This window comes from Yinghuangia aomiensis, from assembly GCF_039542225.1.
Taxonomy (GTDB): Bacteria; Actinomycetota; Actinomycetes; order Streptomycetales; family Streptomycetaceae; genus Yinghuangia; species Yinghuangia aomiensis.
In genome coordinates this window covers 116,484-133,140 of record NZ_BAABHS010000007.1, presented here as the reverse complement: position 1 = coordinate 133,140, position 16,657 = coordinate 116,484, and the positions used below count along the sequence as shown (strand labels likewise).

Sequence of the window (16,657 nt, the reverse complement as noted above, 5' to 3'; positions counted from 1 at the left end):
CCCAGGAGTGAGTCCGGGCCCTTCCGCATGTCCGGGGCCTGCCGTGCGCGGGGCTGCCCTCGCATGTCCGCGGCCGGAGTGGCCGGCGACGCGCGTCAGGGTCCCGTTAGAGGGGCGTAAAGATCGCCGGGGGGCGCGTCAGGGCGCCGCTAGCACTTGGCGAAATGCCCTGATTGAAGGCATTTAAGAGTGCTTGGCGCTGCTACGAATGTGGTCGACACGGCGGCAAGGAGCCGTGCCGGGGGACCCGACCACGACGGCGCGGCACCCTCGATCCGCGCCCTTCACAAGGAGCTTGAGCGATGGCTGACGTGGCCTTCGTACTCCTGACGATCGCGTTCTTCGCGCTGGTCGTCGCCCTGGCCAAGGGGGTGGCGAAGCTGTGAACGCAGACAGCATCGTCGGCCTCTCGGTCGCCATCGCCCTGCTGGGCTACCTGGTGCTCGCCCTGATCTTCCCCGAGAGGTTCTAGTGAGTACCACTGTCGCGGGGATCCTCCAGATATCCCTGCTGATCGCCGTCCTCGCCGCGGTGCACCGCCCGTTCGGCGACTACATGGCGCGCGTCTACTCGTCCGAGAAGCACCTGCGCGGCGAGCGGTGGATCTACAAGCTCGTCGGCGCCGACCCGAACTCGGGGCAGCGCTGGGGCATCTACCTCCGCAGCGTCCTCGCCTTCTCGATGTTCTCGATGCTCGTCCTGTACGGGCTGCTGCGCTTCCAGGACAAGCTGCCCTGGAACCTCGGCTTCGCGCCGATGAAGGCCGACCAGGCGTTCAACACCGCGGCGTCGTTCACCGCGAACACGAACTGGCAGTCCTACTCGGGCGAGCAGGCCGTCGGGCACTTCGTGCAGATGGCCGGCCTGACCGTGCAGAACTTCGTGTCCGCCGCGGTCGGCATGGCCGTCGCGATCGCGCTGGTCCGCGGGTTCATCCGGGTCCGCTCCGGCGAGATCGGCAACTTCTGGGTCGACCTGGTGCGCGGCGTCGTCCGCATCCTGCTGCCGATCGCGATCATCGGCACGATCGTGCTGGTCGCCTCGGGCACCCTGCAGAACCTCGCCGACCCGCACACGGTCACCACGCTCAACGGCGGGACGCAGACCATCCCCGGCGGGCCGGTGGCTTCTCAGGAGGTCATCAAGGAACTCGGCACCAACGGCGGCGGCTTCTACAACGCCAACTCCGCGCACCCGTTCGAGAACCCGAACGCGTTCACGAACCTGTTCGAGATCTTCCTGATCCTGGTCGTCCCGTTCTCGCTGCCGCGCACCTTCGGCACCCTCGTCGGCTCGGCCAAGCAGGGCTACGCGATCCTCGCCGCGATGTTCACGATCTGGTTCGTCGCCGTCGTGCTGATGACCTGGACCGAGATGCACCACAACGGCACCGCCCTGGAGATCGCGGGCGGCGCGACGGAAGGCAAGGAGCAGCGCTTCGGCGTCCCGGGCTCGTCGCTGTTCGGGGTGTCGACCACGATGACCTCGACCGGCGCGGTGAACTCGTTCCACTCGTCGTATACCGGGCTGGGCGGCGGCATCACGCTGCTCGGCATGATGCTCGGCGAGATCACGCCCGGCGGTGTCGGATCCGGGCTCTACGGCATGCTGATCATGGCGATCCTCGCGGTGTTCGTCGCGGGCCTCATGGTCGGGCGCACGCCGGAGTACCTGGGCAAGAAGATCGGCGCGGGCGAGATGAAGATCGTCGCGCTGTACATCCTCACCGTCCCGGCGACGATCCTCACCATGACCGGCGTCGCGACGGCGCTGCCCGGCGAACGCGCGTCGATCCTCAACTCCGATTCGCCGCACGGCCTGTCCGAGGTCTTGTACGCGTACACCTCGGGGGCCAACAACAACGGCTCCGCGTTCGCCGGCCTCAACGCGAACACCGAGTACTACAACGTCACCATCGGATTCGCGATGCTCATCGGCCGGTTCGTCACCATCGCGCTCGTGCTCGCCCTCGCCGGACGCCTCGCCGAACAGCGCCAGGTGCCCGAGACCGTCGGCACGCTCAAGACCACCAAGCCGCTGTTCGTCGGCACCCTCGTCGGCGTCGTCGTCATCGTCACCGGCCTCACCTTCTTCCCGGCCCTCGCGCTCGGCCCGCTCGCGGAGGGGCTCGCATAACCATGACCACCACACTTCCCGCACCCGAGACCACTCCGACTCCCGAACCGCCAGCCGGCCCGAGCCGGGTCGCGGCCGGCCTGTTCGAACCGCGGCAGCTGCTCAAGTCGCTGCCCGACGCGGTCCGGAAGCTCGACCCGCGCGTGATGGTGCGTACGCCCGTCATGTTCGTCGTCGAGATCGGCTCGGTCCTCACGACCGTCATGGCGGTCAAGGACCCCAGCGTCTTCGCCTGGGTCACCACCGTGTGGCTGTGGCTGACCGTGATCTTCGCGAACCTCGCCGAAGCCGTCGCGGAAGGCCGCGGCAAGGCGCAGGCCGACACGCTGCGCAAGGCGAAGACCGACACGATCGCCCGGCGTCTGGAAGGCGACCGCGAGGAGCGCGTGCCCGGCACCGACCTCAAGGTCGGCGACCTGGTCGTGTGCGAGGCCGGCGACGTCATTCCCGGCGACGGCGACGTCGTCGAAGGGGTCGCCAGCGTCGACGAGTCCGCGATCACCGGCGAATCCGCGCCGGTCATCCGCGAGTCGGGCGGCGACCGCAGCGCCGTCACCGGCGGCACCAAGGTGCTGTCCGACCGGATCGTCGTGAAGATCACCACGAAGCCGGGCGAGACGTTCATCGACCGGATGATCGCGCTCGTGGAAGGCGCAGCGCGGCAGAAGACGCCGAACGAGATCGCGCTCAACATCCTGCTGGCGTCGCTGACGATCATCTTCCTGTTCGCGGTCGTCACGCTCCAGCCGCTGGCGATCTACTCGGGCGCCGAGCAGTCGCTGATCACGCTGGTCGCCCTGCTGGTCTGCCTCATCCCGACCACCATCGGCGCCCTGCTGTCCGCGATCGGCATCGCCGGCATGGACCGGCTGGTGCAACGCAACGTGCTGGCGATGTCCGGCCGCGCGGTGGAGGCGGCGGGCGATGTGAGCACGCTGCTGCTGGACAAGACCGGCACCATCACCCTCGGCAACCGGCAGGCTTCCGAGTTCGTGCCCGTCGACGGAGTGGACGATGCCGAACTGGCGGACGCCGCACAGCTGTCGTCCCTCGCCGACGAGACCCCCGAAGGCCGCTCGATCGTCGTCCTCGCGAAGACCGCCTACGGGCTGCGCGAGCGCCACCAGGGCGAACTCGGCAACGCCGACTGGGTGCCCTTCACGGCCCAGACCCGCATGTCGGGCGTGGACCTGACGGAGGACGGCAAGGTCCGCCGGGTCCGCAAGGGCGCCGCGTCCGCCGTCAGCACCTGGGTGTCCGAGCGCGGCGGCAGCGTGCCGCGCCAGTCCGGCGAACTCGTCGACGGCATCTCCGCGGCCGGCGGCACCCCGCTGCTGGTCGCCGCCGAAGACGAGCGCGGCGCCCGCGTCCTCGGCGTCGTCCACCTCAAGGACGTCGTCAAGGAGGGCATGCGCGAGCGGTTCGACGAACTGCGGCGCATGGGCATCAAGACCGTCATGATCACGGGCGACAACCCGCTCACCGCGAAAGCCATCGCGGACGAGGCCGGCGTCGACGACTTCCTCGCCGAGGCCACGCCCGAGGACAAGATGGCCCTCATCAAGCGCGAGCAGGCCGGCGGCAAGCTCGTCGCGATGACCGGCGACGGCACCAACGACGCACCCGCGCTCGCGCAGGCCGACGTCGGCGTGGCCATGAACACCGGCACGTCGGCGGCCAAGGAAGCCGGCAACATGGTCGACCTCGACTCGAACCCGACCAAGCTCATCGAGATCGTCGAGATCGGCAAGCAGCTCCTGATCACCCGCGGCGCGCTCACCACGTTCTCCATCGCGAACGACGTGGCGAAGTACTTCGCGATCATCCCGGCGATGTTCGCCGTCGCGGGCGGCCCGGCCGGCCTGGCGCCGCTGGACAAGCTGAACGTCATGCACCTGGCGACGCCGCAGTCCGCGATCATCTCGGCGGTCGTCTTCAACGCCCTGATCATCGTGGCGCTGATCCCGCTGGCGCTGCGCGGCGTGCGCTACCGGCCGCTGTCCGCGGACAAGATGCTGTCGCGCAACCTGGCGGTCTACGGGCTCGGCGGCCTCGTCGCCCCGTTCGTCGGGATCAAGATCATCGACCTGATCGTCTCGCTCATCCCCGGAATCGGTTGATCGCCATGGCCACCAACGCAAGCACCCGAATCCGCGTGTTCCTGGCCGGCCTGCGCGCCGTGCTGGTGCTCACCGTGATCCTCGGCATCGCCTACCCGCTGGCCATGACCGGCCTCGCCCAGGCCGCGTTCCACGACCAGGCCAACGGCTCCCAGGTGAAGGCCGGCGGCAAGGAGGTCGGCTCCAGCCTCATCGGGCAGAGCTTCGACCTCGTCGACAAGGACGGCAACCCGCGCCTGTTCGACGCGGACGGCAAGGAGGTCGTCCAGCACGACGACAACGGCACCGTCACGTACACCTACCTCCAGGGCGGCGCACAGCTGACCGAGGAGCAGGCGGGCGGCGTGGCCACGCAGCCGGACCCCCGGTGGTTCCAGCCGCGGCCGTCGGCGTCGAACTACGACGGGCTGGCGTCCGGCGCGTCCAACTACGGGCCGGAGAACACCACATTCGTCCAGCTGGTCAAGGACCGCAAGAAGCAGGTCGCGGAATTCAACAAGGTGTCCGAGGACCAGGTGCCGCCGGACGCGGTCACCGCCTCCGGCTCCGGCCTGGACCCGCACATCTCCAAGGCCAACGCCCTCATCCAGGTCAACCGCGTCGCCGAACAACGCCACCTCGACCCCGCCAAGGTGAAGAAGCTCGTCGACGACCACACCGACGGCCGCATCATCGGCATCCTCGGCGACGAGCGCGTCAACGTCCTCGAACTCAACATCGCCCTGAACAACCTGGCCCCCGCGCAGTGACCCGCTCCGGGCCCGCGCACCCCGGTGCGCGGGCCCGGACCGGGGCAAGCGGCGCAACGCGCCGGCACGACGAGACCGCGGGAAACCGCCGGATGGGAAAATGGACGGCATGGGACGCGGCAAGCTGCGCATATACCTCGGGTCCGCCCCCGGCGTGGGCAAGACCTACGCCATGCTGGGCGAGGGCCAGCGCCGCCGTTCCCGCGGTTCGGACGTCGTGGTCGGGTTCATCGAATGCCACGGCCGGCCGCGCACCGAGGAGATGCTCGACGGGCTGGAGACCGTGCCGCGCCGCCCGATGGAACACCGCGGGTCGCACTTCACCGAGATGGACGTCGACGCGGTCATCGCCCGCCGCCCCAAGGTCGCCCTCGTCGACGAACTCGCGCACACGAACGTGCCCGGCTCGCGCAACGAGAAGCGCTGGCAGGACATCGACGAGATCCTCGACGCGGGCATCGACGTCATCTCCACGGTCAACATCCAGCACCTGGAATCCCTCAACGACGTCGTCGAGTCGATCACCGGCGTCCCGCAGCGCGAGACCGTGCCCGACGAGGTCGTGCGCCGCGCGAACCAGATCGAACTGGTCGACATGTCCCCGGAGGCGCTGCGCCGCCGCATGGCGCACGGCAACGTGTACGCGCCGGAGAAGGTCGACGCGGCGCTGTCGAACTACTTCCGCGTCGGCAACCTCACCGCGCTGCGCGAGCTGGCGCTGCTGTGGGTCGCCGACCGGGTCGACGAGTACCTCCAGCAGTACCGCAGCGAGCACGGCATCAACGCCACGTGGCCGGCGCGCGAACGCATCGTCGTCGGCCTGACCGGCGGCCCGGAGGGCGACACGCTCATCCGCCGGGCGGCGCGCATCGCGACGCGCGGCTCGGGCGGCGAGCTGCTGGCGGTCTACGTGTCCAAGAGCGACGGCCTCACGGGTGCCTCGCCGCAGGCTCTCGCGCGGCAGCGGAACCTCGTCGAGTCGCTGGGCGGGACGTTCCACTCGGTCATCGGCGAGGACGTGCCGACGGCGCTGCTGGACTTCGCCCGCGGCGTCAACGCCACCCAGATCGTGCTCGGCTCCAGCCGCCGCAAGCCGTGGCAGTACGTCCTCGGACCGGGCGTCGGCGCGACCGTCGCGGCCGGGTCCGGCGACATCGACGTCCACATCGTCACGCACGAGCACGCGGGCGTCGGCCGCACCGTCAGGGTGCCGCGATCCGGCGTGAGCCGCCGCCGGCTGCTCGTGTCGTGGCTGGTCGCGCTGATCGGGCCGGTGCTGCTGACGGTGTGCATGGTCAACACGCGCGACCATCTCGTGCTGCCGACGGAGATGCTGCTGTACCTGCTGCTGACCGTCGGGGTGGCGCTCGTCGGCGGCCTGTGGGCGTCCACGCTCACCGCGGTGATGGCTTCGCTGCTGCTCAACTACTACTTCACGCCGCCGTTGCACACGCTGACCATCCGCGACCCGGAGAACATGTTCGCGCTGGGCGTGTTCGTCGTCGTCGCGCTGTCGGTCGCGACCGTCGTCGACATCGCCGCCCGCCGCACCCACCAGGCGGCGCGCAGCCAGTCGGAGTCCGAGACGCTGAGCTTCCTGGCCGGGAGCGTGCTGCGCGGCGAGCAGGCGCTGCCCGCGCTGCTGGAACGCGTGCGCGAGGCGTTCGGCATGGAGTCGGTGGCGATGCTCCAGCGCACCGAGCCGCACGGCCCGTGGGCGTGCGTCGGCGGCGTCGGCCCGCATCCGGCCCGCCGCCCCGAGGACGCCGAGGTGGACGTGCCGATCTCGGACACCATGGCGCTCGCGCTGTCCGGCCGCATGCTGCCCGCCGAGGACCGCCGGGTGCTCGGCGCGTTCGCCGCACAGGCCGCGGTCGTCCTGGAGCGGCGGCAGCTCGTCGCCGAGGCCGCGGAGGCCCGGCGGCTCGCGGAAGGCAACCGCATCCGCACCGCGCTGCTCGCGGCCGTCTCGCACGATCTGCGGACCCCGCTGGCGGCGATCAAGGCCAGCGTGTCCTCGCTGCGCTCCGAGGACGTCAGCTGGTCGCCCGAGGACGAGGCGGAGCTGCTGGAAGCCATCGAGGTCGGCGCCGACCGGCTCGACGTGCTGATCGGCAACCTGCTCGACATGAGCCGCCTGCAGACCGGCACGGTCACGCCGCTGTTCCGCGAGGTCGCCCTCGACGAGGTGGTGCCGGGCGCGGTGATCGGCGTCCCGGAATCGGCCGTGTCGCTGGACTTCCCGGAGACCCTGCCGACCGTGTGGGCGGACCCCGGACTGCTCGAACGGGTGCTCGCGAACGTCATAGAGAACGCGGTCAAGCACAACCCGCCCGACCGGCGCGTGCACGTCAAGGCCGACGCCCTGGGCGACCGGGTCGAGCTGCGCGTCGTCGACCGCGGCAAGGGCGTCCCGGACGAGGCCAAGGAACGCATCTTCGAACCGTTCCAGCGCTACGGCGACGCCCCCGCCGGCAGCGGCGTCGGCCTCGGCTTGGCCGTCGCCCGCGGCTTCGCCGAAGCGCTCGGCGGCGCGCTGGTCGCCGAGGACACCCCTGGCGGCGGTCTCACCATGGCGCTCACGCTGCGCATGGCAGCAGCCGCCCGCCCGGCCTCGCCGGACCCGCCCGGACCGGCCGAGGAATCACCGGAACACCCCGCATCTCGTACGGAGGCACTTCGATGACACGGGTGCTCGTCGTGGACGACGAGCCGCAGATCGTCCGGGCTCTGGCCATCAACCTCAAGGCGCGCGGATATGAGGTCGACACCGCCGCCGACGGCACCCAGGCGCTCACCGCCGCCGCCGACCGGCACCCCGACGTGGTGCTGCTCGACCTGGGCCTGCCGGACCTGGACGGCGTCGAGGTGATCCGCGGCCTGCGCGGGTGGACGAAGGTCCCCATCATCGTGCTGAGCGCCCGGCAGGCCTCCAACGAGAAGGTGGCCGCGCTCGACGCAGGCGCCGACGACTACGTCACCAAGCCCTTCGGCATGGACGAGCTGCTCGCCCGGCTGCGCGCCGCGGTCCGCCGCGCCGCCCCCGAGGACGAGGCGCCGGTGGTGGCCACCGAGGCGTTCACCGTCGACCTGGCCGCCAAGAAGGTGCACCGGGACGGCAAGGACGTCCGCCTCACCCCGACCGAGTGGCATCTGCTCGAAGTGCTGGTACGCAATGCGGGTCGGCTGGTCACACAGCGTTCCCTCCTCCAGGAGGTCTGGGGTCCGCAATACGGGACGGAGACCAACTACCTGCGGGTCTACATGGCGCAGCTGCGGCGCAAGCTGGAGGCCGATCCGTCGCACCCGAAGCACCTGGTCACCGAGCCGGGCATGGGGTACCGGTTCGAGCCGTGAGCCGTCGCCGGGCCGTCGCGGGGAGTGCGCCGGGCGCCGGTTCGGGACCTCCGGCGGATCCCGGCCGTGCGCCCGAACAGGTACCCTCGCGTGCATGAGTGGTACCACCGGGGTCGAGCGGCAGCCCGGCCGATTCCGCCGGATGATCAACCGGCTCACGTCGACGCACGAGGAGCTGGAGGCCGAGGAGCTGCAGCAGGACTGCAGCCGTCTCGGGTGCACGGCGATCGGCTCGGTCGAAGAGCGCGACCTCGTCACGGTAGGCGGGACCTTGCGCACGGTGACGTTCCGTCCCCGTGCCGGTGTCCCGGCGCTGGAGGCCGAGATATACGACGGCTCCGGCGCGCTGTCCGTGGTCTGGCTGGGCCGCCGCAAGATCGCCGGGATAGAGCCGGGCCGGCAATTGGTCGCCAGCGGTCGGGTCACGACCGCGCAGGGGCGGCCCGTCCTGTTCAACCCGAAGTACGAGCTGCGGCCGGTCGGCGGGGGCGCACCCCGCGCGAAGGCCGGGGGAGGGTGACGGCGTGACGTCGGACGTCCACGGAGATGCCCGGGAACCGCGGCACCTGACCGGTGAGGTCGCCGACAAGGTGAACTGGGTCGTGGCCGGTGTCGGCCCGCGGCCCGGCGGCGCGGAGGACGCCGAGGTCGACCGGATCGCGCCCGGGGCGCCGGACGAGCCGGCGCACGACGAGGCCAAGACGCTGATCGAGGCGTTCGGCGGCGTGCGCGGCATGATCGACACGACCGTTCCCGGTCTGGTGTTCGTGCTGGTGTACACGATCACCAAGAACCTCGGCGCCGCCGCGTGGAGCGCGCTGGGGTTGTCCGCGGTGTTCGGCGTGATCCGGCTGGTGCGCCGGGAGACCGTGCAGCACGCGTTCGGCGGCGTCTTCGGCGTCGCGATCGGCGCGGTGTTCGCGATGTTCTCCGGCAAAGCGGAGAACTTCTACCTGCCGGGCATGCTGTGGACCCTCGGGCTCGGCGTGCTGTACGCGGTGTCCGCGCTGGCGAAGTGGCCGCTCATCGGCGTGCTGCTCGGGCCGGTGATGGGCGAGGACTTCACGTGGCGCACCGAGAACCCGGGGCGGTTCAAGGCGTACACGAAGGCGTCGTGGGCGTGGGCGGCGGTGCTGCTCGGCAAGTCCGCGATCATGTTCCCGCTGTACTTCGCGCACAAGGCGGAAGTGCTGGGCTGGCTGAAGGTCGCCCTCGGTATTCCGCCGTTCCTGTTGGCCGTGTACATCACCTACGTTTTCCTGTCGAAAGCCCCGCCGCCGATCAAGGTGGCGCGCGACGAAGACGAGGACGGCGATGGCGGCGCGAAAGCGGAAGACCAAGACGCGCCATCGTCGAGCGGAACGGAATCTTCCGCTCGCTGATCGAAATTCGAAGCCGAACGGCCGCTTGCGAAAGCGGCCGTTCGGCTTTTGAGTGAAGCCGTCCAATACCCGACTCATTCCTGCACCGGCCGTATCCCGGCAACTAGCGTCCCGGTTATGCCTCGTGTGAAAGGAGGCGGGGACGGTGGCCGGAAACACCGACCTTCGCGCACTGGTCGAAGAGGCCGGTCTGACGAGGCGTGAAATCGCCCGTTGGGTCAACAAGGCGGCCGAGCGCCGTGGCCGGCACCTGGGGTGCACCCACACCTCGGTGGCCCGCTGGCTCGACGGGGCGCAACCGCGTTGGCCCATCCCCGATCTGCTCGCCGAGGTGCTCGGCCGCAGATTGGGTTACGAACTTACGGTCAGCGACCTGGGGTTGCGGGACCGGCGGCCCCCCGCCGCGGATCCGTTCGACGGTCTGAGCGTCGCTCGCACGGTGTCCGACATCCGCCGCGCCGTGGTCGAGCTGACGGGGAGAGACATGAACCGCCGCAATTTCCTGCTCGGGTCGACCTTCGGCGCCGCGGCTTTTTCCAGCCCCGCACTGTTCTGGTCGACCGCGACCGGGGCGGAACCCGAGGCGATGGAACACGCCTCGCCGGAGACGGGCGGAGGCCGGGTGCGCGCGGCCGACGTCGAACGCATCCGCCAGACCGTGGTGATGTTCCGCAAGCTCGACCGCGCCCAGGGCGGCGGCGACTTGCGCGACACCGTGGTCAACCACCTGCACGGCGTGGCCCGGACCAAGCTGTCCGGGTCCTACGGCGACGACGTGGGACGGTCGTTGTTCCGCGCCGTCGCCGAACTCACCGAACTGGCCGGGTGGTTGTCCTTCGACTCCGGGCGGCACGCGCTCGCGCAGCGGTACCACATCCAGGCGCTGCGGCTCGCGCAGGCGGCCGACGACCGCGCCTACGGCGCCTACGTCATGGCGAACATGGCCTGCCAGGCCGTCTACCTCGGACACGGCTGGGAAGCAGTGCAGTTGGCGCGCGCCGCCTACCAGGGCGCGCGCGGCTCGCTGACGCACCGCGGGCAGGCGCTCGTGCTGGCCATGGAGGCCCGCGGGCACGCCGCGATGCGCGAGGAACGCGGGTGCGTGGACGCGCTGCGCGCCGCCGAACGCGCGCTGGACGCCGCGGACGGCGACGAGGACCCCGCGTGGTGCCAGTACTTCGACAAGGCCGAGCTGGTGCACGAGTTCGCGCACTGCCACCGCGACCTGCGGCAGCCCGAGCGGACCCAGCAGTTCGCCAACGAGGCCATAGGGCTGCGGGCGGACGGGTACACCCGCCGCTGCGCGCAGGACACCACCTTCATGGCCGCCGCGCACCTGGCGGAGAACGAACTGGACGCGGCGTGCAGCAAGGCGGCGGAGGCGCTCGACATCGCGACACGGCTCAACTCGTCCCAGTGCAACGACTTCCTGCGGACCTTCCGGGCGAGCCTGCGGCCGTACGAGAAGGAGCGCGTGGTGCGCGAGTTCAGCGAGCGCACCGAGGACATGTACGTCGGGATGGCCGTGTGACCGGCGTCCCGGACCGGACGCGGCGGGTGTGACCGTGTCGCCCGCCGCACGCCGAGGGGCGCGACCCGTGACCGGATCGCGCCCCTCGGGCGTTGCCTTCCCGTGTGGCGGGTCAGCGGCTGGAGAGCAGGTCTTCCAGCTCTTCCTCGCGGTGTGGCGCGGCCACGAAGAGGAGTTCGTCGCCGGCTTCCAGCGAGTCGTCCTTGCTGGGGACCAGCACGCGGCCTTCGCGCAGGATCGTCACCAGCGCGGTGTCCTCGGGCCAGTGCACGTCGCCGACCCGGGTGCCGACCAGCGTGGTGTCGGACGGCAGGGTCAGCTCGACGAGGTTGGCGTCGCCCTGGCTGAACCGCATCAGGCGGACCAGGTCGCCGACGCTGACCGCTTCCTCGACGAGCGCGGACATCAGGCGCGGGGTCGACACCGCGACGTCGACGCCCCAGGCCTCGTTGAACAGCCACTCGTTCTTCGGGTTGTTGACGCGGGCGACGACCCGCGGCACCCCGTACTCGGTCTTGGCGAGCAGCGAGACGACCAGGTTGACCTTGTCGTCACCGGTCGCGGCGATGACCACGTTGCAGCGCTGCAGCGCGGCCTCGTCGAGCGAGGTGATCTCGCACGCGTCGGCGAGCAGCCACTCGGCCTGCGGGACGCTCTCCACCTTGATGGCGTCCGGGGCCTTGTCGACGAGCAGGACCTCGTGGCCGTTCTCCAGCAGTTCCCCCGCGATGGAGCGGCCTACCGCGCCCGCCCCGGCGATCGCGACGCGCATCAGTGGTCCTCCGGCTCTTTCTCGAAGGCCGCCTCGACGGCCGCCACATCCGCCTGGTGCATGATCACGTGCACCAGGTCCCCTTCCTGCAGCACGGTGTCCGGGCCGGGCAGGGTGCCCTCGCCCAGGCGGGTGAGGAAGGCGACCCGGGCGCCCGACGCCTCTTCCAGGTCGGCGATGCGGTGCCCGATCCACTGCGGGTTCACGTGCACCTCGGCGAGCTGGACGCTGCCGCTCGGGTCCCGCCACAGAGGCTCCGCGCCGCTCGGCAGCAGCCGCCGCAGCATCTGGTCGGCGGTCCACCGCACGGTGGCCACCGTCGGGATGCCGAGCCGCTGGTACACCTCGGCGCGCCGCGGGTCGTAGATCCGCGCCACGACGTTCTCCACGCCGAAGGTCTCCCGGGCCACGCGCGCCGCGATGATGTTCGAGTTGTCGCCGCTGCTCACCGCGGCGAACGCGCCCGCTTCTTCGATGCCGGCGGCGCGCAGGGTGTCCTGGTCGAAGCCGACGCCCGTGACGCGGCGTCCGGAGAAGTGCGATCCGAGGCGCCGGAACGACGTCGCGTCCCGGTCCACCACGGCGACCGAGTGGCCCAGCTCCTCCAGGGTCTGCGCGAGCGTGGAGCCCACGCGCCCGCACCCCATGATGACGATGTGCACGGCCGTCCTTCCGGCGAGTCCCGCGTTGCCCTTGCGAATGTCGTTTGTCGGGCTTTGCTGAGCTTTGTGATGTCAGGCTCTGCCACCAGGGTGACAGACGTTCCGTGGACGTTACACGGGCGCAGAACGGCGGGTGCACCGACGTACCGAATCCGCACAGCGTACGATCGCCCGCGTGTCAAGACTGACCGATCTATCCAAACGTATTCTTGTGGGCCGGGCCCTGCGCAGCGACAAGCTGCACGAGACCCTGCTGCCGAAGCGGATCGCCCTGCCCGTTTTCGCCTCCGACGCGCTGTCGTCGGTGGCATACGCGCCGGACGAAATCCTGCTGACCCTGTCGCTGGCCGGAATGGCGGCGTACAGCTTCAGCTGGAAGGTCGGTCTCGCGGTCGTCGTGGTCATGCTGACCGTGGTGGCCTCATACCGGCAGAACGTGCACGCCTATCCCAGCGGCGGCGGCGACTACGAGGTGGCGACCGTCAACCTCGGGCCGAACGCCGGTCTGACGGTCGGCGCCGCGCTGATGGTCGACTACGTGCTCACCGTGGCGGTGTCGATCTCGTCCGGCGTCGCCAACATCTCCTCGGCGATCCCGGCGATAGGCGAGCACAAGGTGCTGTATGCCGTCGGCCTTGTGCTGTTGCTGATGGCGATGAACCTGCGCGGGGTGCGGGAGTCGGGATCGGCGTTCGCCGTCCCGACGTATCTGTTCATGGCCTCGATCATCGGCATGACGCTGTTCGGCCTGATCCGCGCCGCGACGGGCGCGCATATGGAGGCGGAGAGCGCCGGGTACTCGATCCAGGCCGAGGACTCCTTCACCGGCATCGCCCTGGTGTTCCTGCTGCTGCGCACCTTCTCCTCCGGTTGTGCGGCGCTGACCGGTGTCGAGGCGATCAGCAACGGCGTGCCCGCGTTCCGCAAGCCGAAGAGCAAGAACGCGGCGACGACGCTCCTGCTCATGGGCACGATCGCGGTCACCATGCTCATGGGCATCCTGGTGCTCGCGAAGATGACGAAGGTGCACTTCGCCGCGGACCCGGAGACGCAGCTGATCGGCGCGCCCCCGGGCCACGAGCAGAAGACGGTCGTGGCGCAGGTCGCCGACGCGGTCTTCGGCGGCACGTTCGCGTCGCCGGTCTTCTACCTGGTGCTCGCGGTCACCGGCCTCATCCTGGTGCTCGCCGCGAACACCGCCTTCAACGGCTTCCCGGTGCTCGGCTCGATCCTCGCGCAGGACCGCTACCTGCCGCGCCAGCTCCACACCCGCGGCGACCGGCTCGCGTTCAGCAACGGCATCATCATGCTGGCCGGCTTCGCGATCGTGCTGATCGTGGCGTTCAACGCCGAGCCGACCAAGCTGATCCAGCTCTACGTGGTCGGCGTCTTCGTGTCGTTCACGCTGAGCCAGGCGGGCATGATCCGGCACTGGACGCGGCACCTGAAGACCGAGAACGACCCCGCGGCCCGGCGGCACATGATCCGCAGCCGCGTCATCAACACGATCGGCCTGGCGATGACCGGGACGGTGCTGGTCATCGTCCTGCTCACCAAGTTCACGCAGGGCGCGTGGATCGCCATACTCGCGATGGCCGCGCTGTTCATGCTCATGAAGGGCATCCGGCGGCACTACGACCGGGTGTCGGAAGAACTCGTCGCCGACCTCGACGAGGACATGAAGCTGCCGTCGCGCGTCCACGGCATCGTGCTCGTGTCCAAGCTGCACAAGCCGACGCTGCGGGCCCTGTCCTATGCGCGGGCGGCGCGGCCTTCGGTGCTCGAGGCGGTCACCGTCTCGGTGGACCCGGAGGAGACCGAGGCACTGCGCGAGGAGTGGGACGAGCGGGGGATCGAGGTGCCGCTGAAGGTGCTCGACTCGCCCTACCGCGAGATCACCCGGCCGATCGTGGAGTACGTGAAGAACGTGCGCCGGTCGTCGCCGCGCGACGTGGTCACGGTCTACATCCCCGAGTACGTGGTGGGGCACTGGTGGGAGCACATCCTCCACAACCAGAGCGCACTGCGGCTCAAGGGGCGCCTGCTGTTCACCACCGGTGTCGTGGTCGCGTCGGTGCCGTGGCAGCTCGTGTCGTCGGACCGGGTCAAGGACGTGGGCGGCTACAACGCGCCGGGTGCGGTGCGGCGCGGCGAGCCGTCGGCGAAGCAGAAGGCCGAGGCCCGGGCGCGCCGGGAAGCCGGCAGGGGCACCGGAGGCTCCGCGGGCGGCGGCGGGGGCGCGACGGGACGGTGAGGGCCGGCCGAGGCCGTAGGCTGGGGGGTCGCGCCGCGGGGTGAATCCGCGGGGCGGCCCCCCAGCCCGTTCTTGCGAGGAGTCCCGTGCCTACGCCCCGTACCGCCCGTCCCGCCGCCGAAGACGCGCCCGAGTCCCTGGCCGGCACCCGGTACGAGGTGGAGATCGGTCCCGTCGCGCACGGCGGGCACTGCGTCGCACGGCACGAAGGCCGCGTGCTGTTCGTCCGGCACGGGCTGCCGGGCGAGCGCGCCGTCGTCGAGGTCACCGACGGCACCGCGACCTCGCGGTTCCTGCGCGCCGACGTCGTCGAGGTGCTCGACGCGTCCGAGGACCGGGTGACTCCGCCGTGCCCGTTCGCCGGGCCCGGCCGCTGCGGCGGCTGCGACTGGCAGCACGCGGCGCCCGCCGCGCAGCGCCGCCTCAAGGCCGCGGTCGTCGCCGAGCAACTGCGCCGCCTCGCCGGACTCGACCTCGACGTGGCCGTCGAAGCCGTCGCCGGGCCGCCCGGCCTGCCCGAGGGCCTGGGCTGGCGCACCCGCGTGCAGTTCGCCGTCGACCCGGCCACCGGCGCCGCGGGCCTGCGCAAGCACCGCTCGCACGACGTCGAGGTCGTCGACGCGTGCGCGATCGCCGCACCCGGCGTCGAGGAACTCGGCGTCGAATCCCGCGACTGGACGGGCGTCGCCACCGTCGAGGCGGTCGCCGCGACCGGCTCCCTGGACCGCGCCGTCGTGGTCACCCCGGCGGCCACCGACGGCCGCCTGCCGATCGTCGAACTGGAGCGCCCCGTCTCGGTGTTCCGCGCCGACGACCGCGGCCGCACCAAGCGCGTGCACGGCCGCGCGGCGGTCCGCGAGGTCGCAGCCGGACGCACGTGGCGCGTTTCCGGCGCGGGCTTCTGGCAGGTCCACCCGGCGGCCGCGGACACCCTGGTGGCCGCCGTCCTCGACGGCCTCGAACCGAAGCCGGGCGACCTCGCACTCGACCTGTACTGCGGCGTCGGCCTGTTCGCCGGCGCCATCGCCGACCGGCTCGCGGACGGCGACACCGTCATCGGCGTCGAGTCCTCCCGCGAGGCCATCGAAGACGCCAAGCACAACCTGCGGGACGTCCCCGGCGCGCGCTTCGAGGTCGGCAAGGTCGACCGCGTCCTCACCCGCCCGGGCTTCCTCCGCCGCGCCGACCTCGTCGTCCTCGACCCGCCGCGCGCGGGCGCGGGCAAGACGGTCGCGGAGCGCATCGCCCGCCTGACCCCGCGCCGGATCGCCTACGTGGCCTGCGACCCGGCGGCACTCGCCCGCGACCTGAAGTACTTCGCCGAGCTGGGCTTCCGCACGAAGGGCGTCCGGGCATTCGACCTGTTCCCGAACACCCACCACGTGGAGTGCGTGGCGATCCTGGAGCCGGCGCCGCGGGGGAAGAAGAAGGGGTAGCCGGGGCTGGTCGGCCGACGGGTTGCGGCTGACGTCGGTGAGGGCGGGGACCTGCGTCGGGGTGTTCGACGCGGTCCGCGTTGGTGAAGCTGCTTCGGTTGGGTCGACGCGGTCTGTGTCGACGGAGCCGCCCTCGGCTTGGTGTGCGGTGCCCGGCGAGCGGCGCGTGCAGTCCGTTGCCGAATGCTTGCTGTCGGGTGTCTGCCCCGATGGTGTGGACGGTGCGGCCTTGGGGGGTGGCCGTGTGGCGGTGATGGG

General features: G+C 70.8%; 13 protein-coding genes. 11 read left to right on the top strand and 2 right to left on the bottom strand.

Features of this window, described 5'->3' with window-relative positions:
• The first annotated feature begins 382 nt into the window (after positions 1-382).
• The 9 genes from kdpF to ABEA93_RS11580 all read left to right on the top strand — a co-directional run bounded on the left by kdpF (position 383) and on the right by ABEA93_RS11580 (position 11,275).
• The gene (gene kdpF, locus ABEA93_RS11620) at positions 383-472 is read left to right on the top strand and encodes a K(+)-transporting ATPase subunit F (RefSeq protein WP_020555859.1); all 90 of its coding nucleotides are present in this window, start codon (positions 383-385) and stop codon (positions 470-472) included.
• Positions 472-2,136: a potassium-transporting ATPase subunit KdpA gene (gene kdpA, locus ABEA93_RS11615; RefSeq protein ID WP_345675345.1), complete on the top strand. Its 1,665-nt coding sequence runs from the start codon at positions 472-474 to the stop codon at positions 2,134-2,136. Before kdpF ends, kdpA begins: the two co-directional genes overlap by 1 nt.
• Positions 2,137-2,138: 2 nt before the next feature.
• The gene (kdpB, locus tag ABEA93_RS11610; RefSeq protein ID WP_345675344.1) at positions 2,139-4,256 is read left to right on the top strand and encodes a potassium-transporting ATPase subunit KdpB; all 2,118 of its coding nucleotides are present in this window, start codon (positions 2,139-2,141) and stop codon (positions 4,254-4,256) included.
• Between the two features lie 5 nt (positions 4,257-4,261).
• Positions 4,262-5,005, top strand: a complete 744-nt coding sequence (locus ABEA93_RS11605) for a potassium-transporting ATPase subunit C (protein WP_345675343.1) — start codon at positions 4,262-4,264, stop codon at positions 5,003-5,005.
• Positions 5,006-5,114: 109 nt separating this feature from the next.
• Positions 5,115-7,691, top strand: a complete 2,577-nt coding sequence (locus ABEA93_RS11600; RefSeq protein WP_345675342.1) for a DUF4118 domain-containing protein — start codon at positions 5,115-5,117, stop codon at positions 7,689-7,691.
• On the top strand, positions 7,688-8,362 hold the full coding sequence (locus ABEA93_RS11595) for a response regulator (RefSeq protein WP_345675341.1): 675 nt from the start codon (positions 7,688-7,690) through the stop codon (positions 8,360-8,362). The genes ABEA93_RS11600 and ABEA93_RS11595 overlap by 4 nt, the downstream gene beginning before the upstream one ends.
• A 94-nt stretch (positions 8,363-8,456) precedes the next feature.
• On the top strand, positions 8,457-8,882 hold the full coding sequence (locus ABEA93_RS11590) for an OB-fold nucleic acid binding domain-containing protein (RefSeq protein WP_345675340.1): 426 nt from the start codon (positions 8,457-8,459) through the stop codon (positions 8,880-8,882).
• A gap of 136 nt (positions 8,883-9,018) precedes the next feature.
• The gene (locus ABEA93_RS11585) at positions 9,019-9,744 is read left to right on the top strand and encodes a DUF3159 domain-containing protein (protein ID WP_345675518.1); all 726 of its coding nucleotides are present in this window, start codon (positions 9,019-9,021) and stop codon (positions 9,742-9,744) included.
• A 145-nt stretch (positions 9,745-9,889) separates the two neighbouring features.
• The gene (locus ABEA93_RS11580; RefSeq protein WP_345675339.1) at positions 9,890-11,275 is read left to right on the top strand and encodes an NsdA family TPR-like regulatory protein; all 1,386 of its coding nucleotides are present in this window, start codon (positions 9,890-9,892) and stop codon (positions 11,273-11,275) included.
• 112 nt (positions 11,276-11,387) lie between these two features.
• Here the strand turns inward: ABEA93_RS11580 and ABEA93_RS11575 are convergent, their stop codons facing one another.
• Both ABEA93_RS11575 and ABEA93_RS11570 read right to left on the bottom strand, forming a co-directional pair.
• The gene (locus ABEA93_RS11575) at positions 11,388-12,047 is read right to left on the bottom strand and encodes a potassium channel family protein (protein ID WP_345675338.1); all 660 of its coding nucleotides are present in this window, start codon (positions 12,045-12,047) and stop codon (positions 11,388-11,390) included.
• Positions 12,047-12,709: a potassium channel family protein gene (locus ABEA93_RS11570; RefSeq protein ID WP_345675337.1), complete on the bottom strand. Its 663-nt coding sequence runs from the start codon at positions 12,707-12,709 to the stop codon at positions 12,047-12,049. Before ABEA93_RS11570 ends, ABEA93_RS11575 begins: the two co-directional genes overlap by 1 nt.
• 175 nt (positions 12,710-12,884) lie before the next feature.
• Here ABEA93_RS11570 and ABEA93_RS11565 point away from each other — a divergent pair, with 175 nt between their 5' ends.
• Positions 12,885-14,963 carry an APC family permease gene (locus tag ABEA93_RS11565; RefSeq protein ID WP_345675336.1) on the top strand — a complete coding sequence of 693 codons (2,079 nt, stop codon included), beginning with the start codon at positions 12,885-12,887 and terminating at the stop codon, positions 14,961-14,963.
• A gap of 86 nt (positions 14,964-15,049) precedes the next feature.
• Positions 15,050-16,399: a class I SAM-dependent RNA methyltransferase gene (locus ABEA93_RS11560; protein WP_345675335.1), complete on the top strand. Its 1,350-nt coding sequence runs from the start codon at positions 15,050-15,052 to the stop codon at positions 16,397-16,399.
• Positions 16,400-16,657 lie beyond the last annotated feature (258 nt).